The organism is Verrucomicrobiia bacterium (genome assembly GCA_019634635.1).
In the GTDB taxonomy this organism is placed as follows: domain Bacteria; phylum Verrucomicrobiota; class Verrucomicrobiia; order Limisphaerales; family UBA9464; genus UBA9464.
The window spans coordinates 217141-231601 of sequence record JAHCBB010000001.1 but is presented as its reverse complement, the minus strand read 5'-3'; the positions used below and the strand labels follow the sequence as shown (position 1 = coordinate 231601).

The 14461-nt window shown below is 67.0% G+C and carries 10 protein-coding genes; 9 read left to right on the top strand and 1 reads right to left on the bottom strand.

The window, feature by feature from the left end:
• Positions 1–21: 21 nt before the first annotated feature.
• Complete coding sequence (gene metK / locus KF791_00945; protein ID MBX3731139.1) at positions 22–1203, bottom strand: methionine adenosyltransferase; 1182 nt, start codon at positions 1201–1203, stop codon at positions 22–24.
• Positions 1204–1312: 109 nt separating this feature from the next.
• On the opposite strand from metK, the gene ggt reads away from it, so the two are divergent.
• From ggt to KF791_00900, 9 genes are all read left to right on the top strand, one after another.
• Positions 1313–3004, top strand: coding sequence for a gamma-glutamyltransferase (gene ggt / locus KF791_00940; GenBank protein MBX3731138.1), 1692 nt, complete (start codon positions 1313–1315; stop codon positions 3002–3004).
• A gap of 93 nt (positions 3005–3097) precedes the next feature.
• Positions 3098–3844 carry a type II secretion system protein gene (locus KF791_00935; GenBank protein ID MBX3731137.1) on the top strand — a complete coding sequence of 249 codons (747 nt, stop codon included), beginning with the start codon at positions 3098–3100 and terminating at the stop codon, positions 3842–3844.
• 164 nt (positions 3845–4008) lie between these two features.
• Positions 4009–5295: a transcription termination/antitermination protein NusA gene (gene nusA, locus KF791_00930; GenBank protein ID MBX3731136.1), complete on the top strand. Its 1287-nt coding sequence runs from the start codon at positions 4009–4011 to the stop codon at positions 5293–5295.
• A 113-nt stretch (positions 5296–5408) separates the two neighbouring features.
• Positions 5409–8024: a translation initiation factor IF-2 gene (infB, locus tag KF791_00925; GenBank protein MBX3731135.1), complete on the top strand. Its 2616-nt coding sequence runs from the start codon at positions 5409–5411 to the stop codon at positions 8022–8024.
• A gap of 44 nt (positions 8025–8068) precedes the next feature.
• The gene (rbfA, locus tag KF791_00920; protein ID MBX3731134.1) at positions 8069–8455 is read left to right on the top strand and encodes a 30S ribosome-binding factor RbfA; all 387 of its coding nucleotides are present in this window, start codon (positions 8069–8071) and stop codon (positions 8453–8455) included.
• A complete protein-coding gene (locus KF791_00915; GenBank protein ID MBX3731133.1) occupies positions 8455–9453 on the top strand; it encodes a bifunctional oligoribonuclease/PAP phosphatase NrnA in 999 nt (332 codons plus the stop codon). The genes rbfA and KF791_00915 overlap by 1 nt, the downstream gene beginning before the upstream one ends.
• Positions 9450–10169, top strand: a complete 720-nt coding sequence (gene truB, locus KF791_00910; GenBank protein MBX3731132.1) for a tRNA pseudouridine(55) synthase TruB — start codon at positions 9450–9452, stop codon at positions 10167–10169. Before KF791_00915 ends, truB begins: the two co-directional genes overlap by 4 nt.
• A gap of 28 nt (positions 10170–10197) precedes the next feature.
• A complete protein-coding gene (locus KF791_00905) occupies positions 10198–11139 on the top strand; it encodes a bifunctional riboflavin kinase/FAD synthetase (protein MBX3731131.1) in 942 nt (313 codons plus the stop codon).
• Between the two features lie 140 nt (positions 11140–11279).
• Positions 11280–14459: an SNF2 helicase associated domain-containing protein gene (locus KF791_00900; GenBank protein MBX3731130.1), complete on the top strand. Its 3180-nt coding sequence runs from the start codon at positions 11280–11282 to the stop codon at positions 14457–14459.
• Positions 14460–14461: the final 2 nt, after the last annotated feature.

Sequence of the window (14461 nt, the reverse complement as noted above, 5' to 3'; positions counted from 1 at the left end):
GGGTTTGGAAGAACTGGGCTTTCAGGCGACCGCCCGCTTCAACGCAGCAGCCTTGTTGGTCTGTTCCCAAGGGAGATCGGCATCATCCTTGCCGAAATGGCCGTAGTTGGTGGTCCGGGAATAAATCGGACGCAGCAGGTTGAGCTGCCGGACGATGTCGGCCGGCTTGAAGCTGAAGACCTTCTGGACCGCCCGCGTGATGGCCTCGTCCGTGAGCCCCTCGCGGGCCGTGCCAAACGTGTTGACGTACACGCTCACGGGATCGGGGTAGCCGATCGCGTAGGCGAACTGGATCTCCGCATGCCGGGCGAGTCCGGCGGCGATGATGTTCTTCGCGACGTACCGGCCCATGTAGGTGGCGCTGCGATCCACCTTGCTGGGATCCTTGCCCGAAAACGCCCCCCCCCCGTGACGTCCCCAGCCACCGTAGGTGTCAACGATGATCTTTCGACCGGTCAGTCCGGTGTCGCCCTGGGGTCCACCCACGACGAAATTGCCGGTCGGATTGATCAGGAACAGCGTGTCCTTGGTGAGCAAATGCCCGGGGAGGACCTTCTTGATGACCTCCTCGATGCAGAATTCCTCGATGACCGCGTGCTCAATGCCGGCGGCATGCTGGGTGGAGATCACCACGTTGGAAATCCCGACCGGCTGGCCGTCCTCGTAGATGACCGATACCTGCGACTTCGCGTCCGGACGCAACCAGGGAGCCCGCTTGCCGGCCTTGCGGATCGCGGTGAGCTTTCGCCCAAGGCGATGTGCGAACATGATGGGGCTCGGCATCAACTCGTCGGTCTCGTCACAGGCGTATCCGAACATCAGTCCCTGGTCGCCGGCACCCTGCTCCGCCTTCTTCTTTCCCTTCGCCGCCCGGGCGTCCACACCCTGGGCAATGTCGGGCGACTGCTGCGTGATCAGCAGATTCACGAACACTCGGTCGGCGTGGAAGACATCGTCGTCGTGGACGTATCCGATGCCCCGGATCGCCTCCCGGGCGATCTGCACGTAGTCCAACTTCGCCTTCGTCGTGATCTCCCCGCCAATGACCACCATGTTCGACTTCACATAGGTCTCGCAGGCCACCCGGCTGTGCCTGTCCTGCGCCAGACAGGCGTCGAGAACCGCGTCGGAGATGGTGTCAGCCACCTTGTCGGGATGCCCCTCGCCAACGGATTCGGAGGAGAAAATGAAGCGTTTGCTCATGGACGGTGAGTGATGATCAAATATAAAAAACTAACGTATTGACGTATCTTGATGCGAGGATACGAAAGTTGACCGGGTGGTCAACGCGCAAATTTGGTAGGGAGGGCCAATGACGAGGTTGGGCGGACGAAAATGGGAGCTCGCAGCGCTGATCGCGGGGCTGGCGCTCTGGGCGACGGCGGATACGCCGCGCCGGGGCATCGTGGCCGCCGGGCAGGCGGTGGCCACGCAGGCGGGTCTGGATGCTTTTGCGGCGGGTGGCAATGCCGTGGACGCCGCCATTGCCTGCGCCCTCACGCTGGGTGTTGTGGACGGCCACAACTCCGGGATTGGAGGCGGTTGCTTCATGACCCTGCGGCTTGCGGACGGCCGCGTGCTGGCCTTGGACGGGCGGGAAACGGCTCCCGCCGGGGCACAACCTGAATTGTTTCTTCGGGACGGGAAGCCGGATCCGCGGCTCTCCCGGGACGGCGCACTGGCGGTGGGTGTCCCGGGCGAACTGGCGCTGCTGGCCTACGCGGGCACGAACTTCGGGCGGCTGCCCCTTGCGCGCCATCTGGAGGCGGCGTCTCGGATCGCATCGAACGGGTTTGCCCTCGACCGCCATTTCGCCTCGCGGCTCGACGCGACACGCGAAGGCCTCGGCGAATTCCAGCCGTCCCGGGACATTTTCCTCAGGGCTGACGGCTCACCATGGCGTGCCGGAGACCGTCTCGTGCAGCGGGATCTCGCGACGTCCTACCTGCAGATTGCGACCCACGGGGCGGACTGGTTTTACCGGGGGCCCTTCGCGGATCGTCTCGACGCCTGGATGCGCGGCCGTGGCGGCATCCTGAACGCGGACGATCTCCGGAGCTACCGTGTGCGAACCCGGGAGCCGGTCCGGGGCACCTATCGCGGGTGGGAAATCGTGAGCTTTCCACCCCCCAGTTCCGGAGGGGTCCATGTGATCCAGATCCTCAACATCCTGGAGCACTTCGACCTCCGGTCCATGGGAGATCGTTCAGCGGCATTCACGCACACGGTTGCCGAGGCCATGAAGCGGGCGTTTGCGGACCGGGCACACTGGCTTGGGGACCCCGAGTTCACGCAGGTGCCGCGCGGCCTCGTCTCCAAGGACTACGCCCGCGGACTGGCTTTGGGGATCCGCCCGGACCGCGCCACTCCGGTCCCCGGCGCGGGACGTCCACCGCATGCGGACTCCGACCACTTCCGCGTGGAGGCTGCGCGGCACACCACGCACTTTTCGACCGCCGACACGGAGGGCAACTGGGTCGCCTGCACGGCATCGCTGAACACCAGCTTTGGCAGCAAGGTGGTCGTTCCCGGCACCGGCATCCTGCTCAACAATCACCTGGATGATTTCGCCATGGCGCCGGGCGTTCCCAACGCGTTCGGACTCGTTGGGAACGACGCCAATGCAGTGGCTCCGGGCAAGCGTCCGCTGTCGAGCATGAGTCCGACGCTCCTGCTCCGGGAGGGGCGGCCGGTGCTCTCCGTGGGTGCGGCCGGAGGGCCCACGATCATCTCGCAAACCGTCCTGGCCATCGTGCGCACCGTGGATTTCGGGCAGGACCCTGCGACGGCGCTGGCGGGTCCTCGCCTTCATCACCAATGGCTTCCGGACGAATTGCACCTCGAAGCCGCGTTCGAGGTCCACGTCCTGGAGGCGCTGAGATCCCGGGGACACACCGTGGTGGTGGAACCCGTCCTGGGCGCGGCCCAAGTCGTGGGCATCGAAGGCGGAGTTCTCCTGGGTGCCGCCGATCCGCGCGGAGAGGGTCGGGCAGCCGGCTGGTGATGAACCGCCGGCTCCACCGACTCCACGCCGCTGCCCGGGTGCTCCGCAAACTTGAACTTTACGGATCCTCTTTGGCGCCCAACGATCGCCCTTATGGATCCCCTCTTCCCGCGCGGCAGCCGCGCTCGGTCCCATCGGGCGTTCACCCTGATCGAGCTGCTCGTGGTCATTGCCATCATTGCCATCCTGGCGGGCATGCTGCTGCCGGCGCTGGCCCGGGCGAAAGCCAAGGCCGGGCAGGCCCGTTGCATCAGCAATCTCAAGCAGGTCATCCTCGCATTCCAGCTCTATGCCGATGACCACCAGGACGTCTACCCGCTGTGCCGCGACTGGGCGTCGGCCGGCGGCAAGGACGGAACCTATGACCTGTTCGTGGCGATGACCAACAAGCCGCTGTTCCGTTACCAGGGTTCCCCCGAGATCTTCAAGTGCCCGGCCGACCGCGGGGACATCTTTTACGAGCGGAATTTCGGGCGCCGCGCCACCAACTGCTACGTCCAGTACGGCACCAGCTATCTCATGCAGTGGGCCGCGGACTACTTCCGGGTGAAGCGAATCACGGGGAACGTGGCCGCCGCGCGCACCGGCTACGACGGCAACTCGATGAAGTCGTCCGAGGTTGCCCTCAGCGCCGCCAACAAGATCATGATTGGCGACTGGCCCTGGCACCCCAACCGTGGCTGGGAGGACAAGAAGAGCCAGTGGCACAACGTCCGGGGCAAAAGCCTGTCGGTACTCGCGTTCGGCGACGGCCACGCCGAGGCATTCAAGTTTCCCACCCGGCGCGACTCGGACCCGTTTTGGCAGCAACGTCCTGATCCCGCGTTTACCTGGTGGTGATGCCCGGGAAATTTTCCGCACCCGGGCTTGACGCTCCGCGTCGTCGTTGGCTAAATCTCCGGCAAGTGTCCTTTTGGTGGGTGGCTGAGGCCACGGAGAAGTCGGTTTTCCAACCGGCTTTTTTGTTACCCGCGTGGGACACACAACGCTGACGCATCTGACTCATGAACCCGGATTTGCTGGCAATGTTGGAGTTTTTCGAGAAGGAAAAAAACATCCCCCGCGAGACGCTGCTGGCGGCGGTCGAGGAGTCGCTGCTCGCGGCAGCCAAAAAAGCCGTGGGCCCGGCTCGCGAGCTCCGCGTGGAAACCGACCCCAAGTCCGGCGACATCCGGGCATGGGCGCGGCTCATCGTCACCGAGCGGATCGTGTCCAAACATGATCAGATTACGGTGTTCGACGCCCGCCGTGCCGGATATCCCGAGGCCAAGGTCGGCGACGAGATCGAGGTCGAGGTCACCCCGGCGGGTTTTGGCCGCATCGCAACACAGGCCGCCAAACAGGCCCTCAGCATGCAGCTGCGCCGTGCGGAGAAGGCCATGATCTACGAGGAGTTCAAGGACCGCGTCGGCGACATCGTCAGCGGTACCGTGCGCCGCTTCGAGAAGTCCGATGTCGTCCTCGACCTTGGAAAGTTCGAGGCCATCCTTCCCAACAGCGAACGCGTGCCCACCGAGGAATACCAGATTGGCGAACGCATCCGGTGCTACGTCAAGAAGGTCCAGCAGGCCGCACACGGGCCGGAGATCGTCCTGACCCGCGCGGACCCCGAATTTGTCCTGAAACTCTTCAAGCTGGAGGTGGCGGAGCTGAACGATGGAACCATCGAGGTGCGCGCCATCGCGCGGGAGCCGGGCTTTCGGACCAAGCTCGCGGTGCATTCGCGTGACTCGAAAGTGGACCCGGTGGGCGCCTGCGTCGGCCTCCGGGGAAACCGGGTCAAGAACATCGTCCGGGAACTCAACAACGAGAAGGTGGACATCATCCCGTGGTCTGCCGACGTCAAGACCTTCGTCACCAAGGCTCTCGACCCGGCGCACCTCAAGACCGTGGAGGTGGATGAGGAACGCAAACGCGTCCGGGTCACCACCACGCCCGACCAGCTCCCCCTCGCCGTCGGCCGGCGCGGCCAGAACGCGCGCCTCGCCTCCCGGCTGACCGGGTGGCAGATTGACATCGAGGCCGCCGTGGAGAAGGACGTCTTCCAGACGAAGGTGGAGCAGGCGGTCCGGGAGCTGATGACCGTCCCCGGCATTTCGGAGCCGACGGCACGCGCGCTCGTCATGGCCGGAATCCACTCCATTGAAGGGCTGCTCGAAGTGGACGTGGACGCGCTCTCGGAGGTGCGGGCCGTGGACGACCCGGAGGTGCGTGCCGTGGGCGACACAGCGGCCGCCGTGCTGGAGGCGGTCCGTTTTGAAATGGAGCGACGCGGCAACGGAAACCCGTAGCCGCCGAAGCGGCGCCCGAATAGGCTCCCGCCGCAGTCGGTTTCTTTGAGACCGCCCCGTCGCCCGTCCGGATGGACCGGCGCAGGGCGGTCGGATTTGGTCACTACGAAGCTATGCCCGTTCGCATTTACGAGATCGCCAAGGACCTGAACCTGGACAGCAAAACCGTGCTGACCAAGGCCCGGGAGCTCGGCATTCCTGCCGCCAAGGTGGCCTCGAGTTCCCTCGACAAGATCACCGCCGAGTACCTTCGCGAACAATTGCTCCCGATGGCGCAGCCCGCATCGGGCTCCGAGCCGGCCGCGGTGGCGCCACCCCCGGAGCCCGTGGTGCCTTCCGAGCCCGAACGGCCCACCTTCATCGCCCCGGAGTTGCCGCATGTCCCGGAGGCTGAGCCGCCCGAACTGACGCCGGAAGCCGCGATTGAAGCGGACGAGGGCGCCGTTGAAGCCCCCGACCTGCCGCTTGCGGCGACGGAGGCACTCGCGAACGTCGAGGGGATCGAAATCCAGGAGGCCCCTCTCCAAACGGAAGCCCCGGGCGTGGAGCAGCCCTCCAACGGCTCTGCTCCCGCTCCAGCCCCGGCGGCCTTGCCCATTCCGCCGCCGGCTCCGCCGAAAACCCAGATCGGCCAACTCGTGGGCCGCATTGATTTGGGGCAGATCCGACCCCGGCCCGGTGCCACCGCGCGCGATGACCGGGGGCGGGCCGCCACCGGGACGGATCGGCCCGGAATGGGCAACCGGACTCCCGGCGCCCCGGGCGGCGCCCGCACCGGGCAGCCGTTTCAGGGCCGCGGAGGTCCCGGCATGGGCGGGCGCCAGGGCAGCATGGGACCCGGGCGCGGCCACCCCGGGGGCATGTCCCGGCCTGCGCCCTCCACGCCCGCCAAGCCCGCGGCACCAAAGTTTGTCGCCCCGGCGGACGGCCCCGTGATCACGATGAAGCCGCCGATCGCGATCCGCGAGCTGGCGGAAAAAATGGGACGGAAACCGTTCCAGATCATCGCCGACCTGATGGGCATGGGCGTATTCGTCACCGTCAACCAGACCATTGACGGAGACATCGCACAGCGGGTGTGTGCGAAGAACGGCTTCCGGTTCGAAAGTGAAAAACGGAATCTCGGCGCCCACCAGGTCACGATCCAGCCGAGGGAACCCAAGCTCGAACTGGATCCCGGAGATCAGCCGGAGGCGCTCCTGCCACGGCCGCCGGTCATCACCATCATGGGGCACGTGGACCACGGAAAGACCACGCTCCTCGACCGCATCCGGAAGTCGAACGTCGTCTCCGGCGAGGCGGGTGGCATCACCCAGCACATCGGCGCCTACACCATCGCCTACCCGCACCCGGTGACCGGCGTGCTCGGCCAGTTGACGTTCCTCGACACTCCGGGCCACGCCGCGTTTTCCGCCATGCGCGCCCGCGGCGCCAATGTCACGGACATCGTCGTGCTGGTCGTCGCCGCCAATGACGGCGTCATGCCACAGACGCTGGAGGCCCTCGCCCACGCGAAGGCCGCGAGGGTCCCCATCATCGTCGCCGTCAACAAGATTGATCACCCCAACGCCAACGGCATGATCGTCCGACAGCAACTCCAGCAGGAGGGTTTGTCCCCGGATGACTGGGGCGGCGACACGCTGTATGTGGACTGCTCGGGCCTCACGGGTGTCGGGGTGGACAAGCTGATCGAGAACATCCTGCTCCAGGCCGAATTGCTCGAGCTCAAGGCAAATCCCAACCGGAAGGCCCACGGCAACGTCATCGAGTCGGGGATTGATCCCGGCGGCCCGGTCGCCACGGTCCTGATCCGCAAGGGCACCCTCCGGCAGGGCGACGTGATCCTGTGCGGCGTCCATTACGGACGCGTCCGCTCCATGATGGACGAGGAGGGCAAGCGGCTGAAGGAGGCCGGCCCCTCGGTCGCCGTGCGGGTGCTCGGTCTGAATGGCGTTCCGGAGGCCGGATCGGAGTTCCTCGCGGTGGACCATGAAAAGGCCGCCCGGGATCTGGCCGGGGATCGCGCGGCAGCCGCAAAGAAGGCGGAACTGGAGGGCATCCGCCCGAAACGCCAGACCCTCGAGGACATCTTCGGTGACATCAAGGATGCCTCCAGCAAGGTGCTCAAGCTGGTGGTCAAGGGGGACACGCAGGGTTCGGTCGAGGCCATTTGCGAGGCGCTGGCAAAGATCGAGTCCAAAAAGATTTCCCTCGAGGTGGTGCACGACGCCGTCGGTGCCATCACCCGGGACGACGTCATGCTCGCGAGCGCTGCGGATGCCGTGATCCTCGGATTCCACACCCGCGTGGACACCATTGCCGCGGAGACCGCCAAGCGCGAGGGGGTTCAGATCAAGCTCTATGCCATCATCTACGAGCTGGTGGATCAGGTGAAGGAGGCGATGGCGGGCCTGCTGGATCCGCTGCTCAAGGAGGTGGTGGTCGGCCAGGCGGAGGTTCGGAAGGTGTTCGATCTCTCCAAGGGCGGACGGGTTGCCGGGTGCTATGTCACCCAGGGTCGCCTGCTGCGCGGCAAGATGCGCCTGCGTCGGAAGGGTCACGTGGCCTACGAAGGGCTCTCGCTCACCCTGAAGCGCTTCCAGGATGAGGTCAACGAGGTGCGCGCCGGGATGGAGTGCGGCGTGCGGCTGGACGGATTCGACGATCCCCAGGAGGGGGATGTGATCGAGTGCTACACCGTCGAAAAAGTGGCGCAGAAACTCGATTGAATCAGCGTCGCGGTCCCGCGCCGGGATCGCGCGCCCCGGTTTTCATGGAATCGAACAACCGCCGCCTTGCCCGGGTCCGCGAGCTGCTCAAGCAGGAAATCGCCCGCATTCTCCGGGAGGAACTCGACCTCAACGACGTCGGACTGTTGACGGTGAACGCCGTGGGGGTCGGACGCGACCTGCGGTCGGCGGTCGTGTTCCTCGGATTTGTCGGCACCCCGGCCCAGCGCCGGCGTGCCCCCGAGGTTCTTGCCGAACAGGGCGGACTGATCCGCTCCCGCGTCGGGGCCAACGTCCGGCTGAAATTCACCCCGGAAATCCGGTTCCAGCTCGATGACTCCATTGAACAGGGCAACCGCGTCCTCGCGCTGCTCGACGCCCTCGAGCGCGAGGCCCCCTCTCCCTCACCGGCTCCCCCCACCGGCTCCTGATGAAACCCGCACCCAAAGCCGTCGAACAGATTCTCGAAGCCCTCGCGACCTGCCGCACCGTGTGCGTGGTCGGACACATCCGGCCCGACGGGGATTGCATCGGATCCCAGGTGGGTCTGGGCCTGGCATTGGAGGGCGCAGGGAAGTCGGTGACCATCTGGAACGATGATGGATGTCCCGAGAAGCTGCGGATCCTGGATCCTGGCCGGCGGGTGACCGCACCGGTGCCGGGCCGCAAGTTTGACGCCGTGATCGCCACGGATTGCGCGAGCTTCGAGCGGCTGGGACGGTGTGGCGAGCACGTCGGCGACCGGAGGGTCTTCCTCAACATTGACCATCACGGCAGCAACACCCGGTATGCAGACATCAACTGGATCTCCCCGCGCGAGCCGAGCACCGGCGAGCTGATTTACGACCTGTGCCGCTGGGCGGGTTGGAAGATCACCCGGCCGATCGCCGACTGCCTGTTTGCCGCCGTCAGCACCGACACCGGCAGCTTCCAATACGCCACGACCACGCCCGACACGTTGCGGACCGCGGCGGAACTGGTCGAGGCGGGCGCCGACCTCGGCCGGATCTGCGAGGAGGTTTACCAGAGCTATCCGCTGACCCGGGTGCGCCTGCTGCGGCAGGTGTACAACAAGTTTCGGCTCACCCACAACAACCAGGTGGGCTATTTCTGGCTGAAGCAGTCCGACTACAGCCGGGCCGGCGCGGCACCGGAGGAAAGTGAGGGCCTGATTGACCACATCCGCGCCATCGAGGGGGTGGTGGTGGCCGTGATGCTGGAGGAAATGGAACCCGACCTCACCCGGCTGAGCCTGCGCAGCAAGAGCGACCGGGTGGACGTGAGCGCGATTGCCGCGTTGTTTGGCGGCGGCGGGCACAAGGCTGCCGCAGGCGCCCGCTACCAGGGCTCCCCGCTGGGACTGCAGCGGCGCCTGCTCTCCGCGATCCGCCTGGCCCTCAACGGAAAGCCGCTGCCGGCTCGCAAATGACGCCCGCCCACACGCCGTTTGACGGCGCCCTGCTGGTGGACAAGCCGCCGGAGTGGACCTCCCACGACGTGGTGGCCAAGGTCCGAAACCACTTCCGTTTGGACAAGGTCGGGCACTGCGGAACGCTCGATCCCATGGCCACCGGGCTGCTCATCCTGGTGATCGGCAAGGCCACCCGGATGTCGGAGCGCTTCATGGCCTCCGACAAGGTGTACGAGGGCGCCATGCGCCTGGGGGAGACGACCGACAGTTATGACGCGGACGGTGAGCTGACCTCGACGCGCGCCGTGCCGCCGCTCACACTCGAAGCCCTGAACGACGCCGCGGCCGGATTCCTCGGCGAACAACTGCAGACCCCGCCGATGGTCAGCGCCATCAAGGTCCGAGGAATCCCCCTGCACCGGCTGGCGCGACAGGGCCGGGAGGTGCCTCGGGAACCGCGGCGCGTGCACATCCACACCTTCCGCTTCACCGACTACGAGGAGCCCTTCGCCTATTTCCGGGTGAGCTGTTCCAAGGGCACCTACGTCCGATCCCTGGCGCAGGACTTCGGGGAACGGCTCGGCTGCGGCGCCCATCTTTCAGCGCTGCGCCGCACCGGTTCCGGCCGCTTCGACCTCGCCGGGGCGTTGCCGCTGGCCGACCTGCTGCGTCTCGACAAACCGGCACTCGCGGAGCGCATCATCCCGCTGGTGCGGCTCCGCTCGTGGGAGTAACCCGGGACGTCCAACGCCTGATCTGCCCATGCTGGTCACCCGGAGCCCCGCCACCCTGCCCCGCCCGGCCCATGGGCTCTGCCTGGCCCTTGGGATGTTCGATGGCGTGCATCTGGGTCACCAGCACGTGCTCCGACATGCAATCGTCCACGCCTCCACCGTCGCGGGTGCGGCCGTCGCGCTGACCTTCGATCCCCACCCGCTGTCCGTCGTCCGGCCCGACCGCGCCCCGCGGCTGCTGCAGTCGCTCCCGCAGCGGCTCCGTGCAATCGAGGCGCTCGGCCTTGACGCCGCGCTGGTGATCCCCTTCACGACGGCGCTGGCCGCCCTTGAGGGTCGGGCGTTTATCGAGACGTTGCTGCGCGAGACCGGACGCATCCGCAGCCTCAGCGTGGGCGAAGGCTTCCAGTTCGGGCGCGACCGAACCGGCACGGTGGATCTGCTGCGGGCGCTGGGCGACGGACACGGATTTCATGTCCACGTGGCGCCACCGGTATCCCTCGGTGGCGAGGTCGTCAGCAGTTCGAGAATCCGCTCCCACCTCCGCGCCGGGGCACTCGACGAAGCCTCGGAGTTGCTGGGCCGCCCGTATGCGGTTTCCGCTAGGGTGATCGCCGGGGACGCCCGGGGGCGGACCCTTGGGTTTCCGACCGCAAATCTCGATGTCGCCGGCCTTGAACTGCCCACCGGCGGTGTGTTCGCGGTCCGGATCCGCCGGATCGCGGCCGGAACCGATCACCCGGGCGTCCTGAACCTTGGCACCCGACCGACGGTGTCGCCGGACGGCGGCCCCCTGCGGTGTGAGGTGCACCTGCTGGACTTCGCAGGGGACCTCTATGGGGAGGAACTGGAGGCGACCTTCGTCGAGCGGTTGCGCGGGGAACAACGGTTTCCCGACGCCGAAGCCCTGAAATCGCAGATCACCGCCGATGTGGCCGCAGCGCGGCATGCGCTGAATTCAGGGGTTTGAACGGGACCGCCGGAGTCCCTGCGGACAGGCGCGGGAGTCCTCAGTGCGCCGGGAGCTGGCGCCATTCTTGCCCCCAGCCGATCCCTGCGGATCCACAGGGGACCCTTCCCCGACCTCTCCCAAGGCCATAACCTGTTCCGGTGTCCGCGATCGAGCTGAGCGACTCGTTCTTCCAGAAATCCGCCGGATGGGAGGCGGTCCAGCATGCCCGGGCCCTGCTGGGCTCCGGCCGGGTGCTGTCCTCCAACTGGACACCTCCCCTGCTCAAGGGCGTCGTCCAGGGCGGCGACACCACCTACCGGTCCGGACTGGTCATCCGGGGCATTGCAGACATTGACAACCTCTGCACCTGCCGGCCTTCGCGGGAGGACGGAATCCTGTGCGCCCACTCGGTGGCGGTCGGTCTGCATCACCTTCACGGAGCCAACCCGAAACCGCCGGACGCCGGGAGGACGACCGGACCACGGCCGGGCGCTTCGAATCCGGCAAGATCCCCGGTGGGCGCCCGCCTTCCGCGAAGTCCCGTGGGAACGCCGCTGACGATTCACGTCCTCCTCCCGCCCAATCTGCCCGAGGCGCTGGCCCGCGGCCGGGCAATGCTGGTGCTGGAGGGCGAGTCCCCACGCGGCCGGGCACCGCTGAATGCCCACACCGCCTCGGGACCGTTCCAGATTCCGGAGCCTGACGCGGCCCTGTTGGATGCCGTCGAGGCGCTTGCCGGCGGACAGACCCCCGGGATGCTGCAACTCACCGCGCGGGATTTCCTGTCGCTGCTGCCCGGACTGGCTGGACATCCCCGGATCACCCTGGGGCGGCAGCAACCCCTGACGATTTCACGCGAAGCGGTGTCCCTGCCGCTCAAAGCCACGCTGGCACCCGGCGGCGAGATCGTGCTGGCGCTGTCCCCGGGCACTCCCCCGCCGAAGCTGCTGACCGCCGACTCGGACTGGGCATGGATGGAGGGTCCGCGAATCGCGCCCCTGGGACTTGGCGACCTGCTGCGCGCGGTGCTTCGGGGGCCGCTGCAGATCCCGCGAACCCGGGTGCCTGAGTTCCTCCTCCGGCAATGGCCGGCGTTGGCGGCGGCAGGCGGACTCGTTGCCGACTTCGATCCGGGCACGTTCGAGCTCTCGCCGCAGCCCCCGAGGTTTCTCCTCCACCTGTCCGGCGGTCTCGCCCAACTCACCGCCACGCTGCAGGCCGCATATGGCGCACGCATCCTGACCGTCGGGGTCACCGCCGCCAACGAGGAGGCCTGGCTTCCCGACCCTGCCCACCCACGACGCTATGCCACCCGCGACCTGGCCTCGGAGCACAGCGCCTTCCAGCGGCTTCGGTCGGCCGGCTTTCAGGGACCCAACGCACAGGGATTGTGGCAGCTCACGGGTCAGGATCGGGTCGTGTCGTTCTTCGCACGCGCGCATCCCGCGATGGAACGGGACTGGACCGTGAGCCTCGAGGAACGGCTTGATCGCAGTGCCAGAACGCATCTCGAACGGATCCAGCCCGCGATCCGGATCCGCCCCGGCACCGGGGACTGGTTTGATCTCGAGGTGCACTACGCGGGTGCGGGCGGGGAATCGTTCAGTGCGGCCGAGATCCAGCAGCTGCTGCGCGGGGGCGGGAGCCGGCGGCTCAAGAACGGGCGGCTGGCCGTGCTGGACACCGGGGCGGTCGAAGAATTGCAGGAGGTCATGCTCGATTGCGCGCCCCGTCAGGAAACGGGACCCGGGGGTCCGCGCTACCGGATGACCACCGCCCAGGCGGGCTTCCTGGAGGCCTCCCTTCGCCATCAGGGGTTCGAGGTCGAGGCGCCCCCTCAGTGGCGGGATCAGGTGCGTCAGTTGAGCGGGGAGATTCAACGCCCCTGCCCCCCCCTGGGTCCTCTGGAGAACACGCTGCGCGCCTATCAGAAGGAGGGCGTGGCGTGGATCCGGTTCCTTCGCGATCATGGATTTGGCGGCGTCCTCGCCGATGAAATGGGGCTGGGAAAGACGCTTCAGGTCCTTGCCCACCTGCAGGCCCTGGTCCGGGGCACCCGGGGCGCGCGGCCTGCTTCCGGGCCGTCCCTGGTCATTTGTCCCACGTCCCTGGTGTTCAACTGGGCCGCCGAAGCCGCCCGATTCACCCCGGACCTTCGAGTGGTCGTGCTTGCCGGTCCCGGACGCCATGAAGCGTTCGCCCGCATTGGCGACAGCGATCTCGTGGTGACCAGCTATCCACTCCTTCGGCGCGACCTCGACCGCCATCGGGACATGGACTACGACACGGTGATCCTCGACGAGGCCCAGCACATCAAGAACCGCCAGACCCAGAACGCCCGCAACGTGAAGGCCGTCCGGTCCCGCCACCGGCTGATCCTCACCGGTACGCCCCTCGAGAATTCCGTCCTCGACCTCTGGAGTCTTTACGACTTCCTCATGCCCGGATACCTCGGGTCCGCGGAGGATTTTCGGGAACGCTACGAAATCCCCATCGTCAAGGAGCGCGACCAGGCCAGCATGGAGCGGCTCTCCCGGCGGGTGCGCCCCTTCCTCCTCCGGCGGCTCAAGCGCGACGTGGTTCGCGAACTTCCGGCACGCCTCGAGCAGGTGGCCTGGTGCGAGCTCGCCGACGCCCAGGCGGCCGTGTACCGCCAGCTGCTCGACGCCACCCGTCGCGAAGTCACCGAGGCGGTCGGCGCACAGGGCCTGGCCCGCAGCCGCATGCTGGTGCTGACGGCGCTGCTGCGGCTGCGTCAGGTCTGCTGCGATCTCCGCCTGCTCCCGGGCCAGGGTCCGTCCCAACCCGCCGCCGACGAGGTCCCGACGGCCTCCGGCAAGATCCAGTTGTTCGGTGAACTGCTGGACGAAGTTCTCGATGGCGGCCACCGAGCGCTCGTGTTCAGCCAGTTCACCCGCATGCTGGACTTGCTGCAGGAGGACCTGGAGACCCGCGCCATTCCGCACTGCCGACTCGACGGCAACACCACCGACCGCAGCGGAGTGGTGCGACGGTTTCAGGACGACCCAGCCGTCCCGGTGTTCCTCATCTCGCTGAAGGCCGGCGGCGTGGGACTGAATCTCACCGGCGCCGACACCGTGATCCACTTCGATCCCTGGTGGAACCCGGCTGTGGAAGACCAGGCCACCGACCGGGCCCACCGCATCGGGCAGACCCGCGTCGTCACCAGCTACAAGCTCATCACGCGGGGCACGGTCGAAGAGAAGATCCTGACCCTCCAGCGCCGCAAACGGGAGCTGATCGCCGCGACCCTGACCGGCGAGGAGGCCTTTTCCGGAAACCTGAACTGGGAGGAAATCCAGGAGTTGCTCTCCTGATG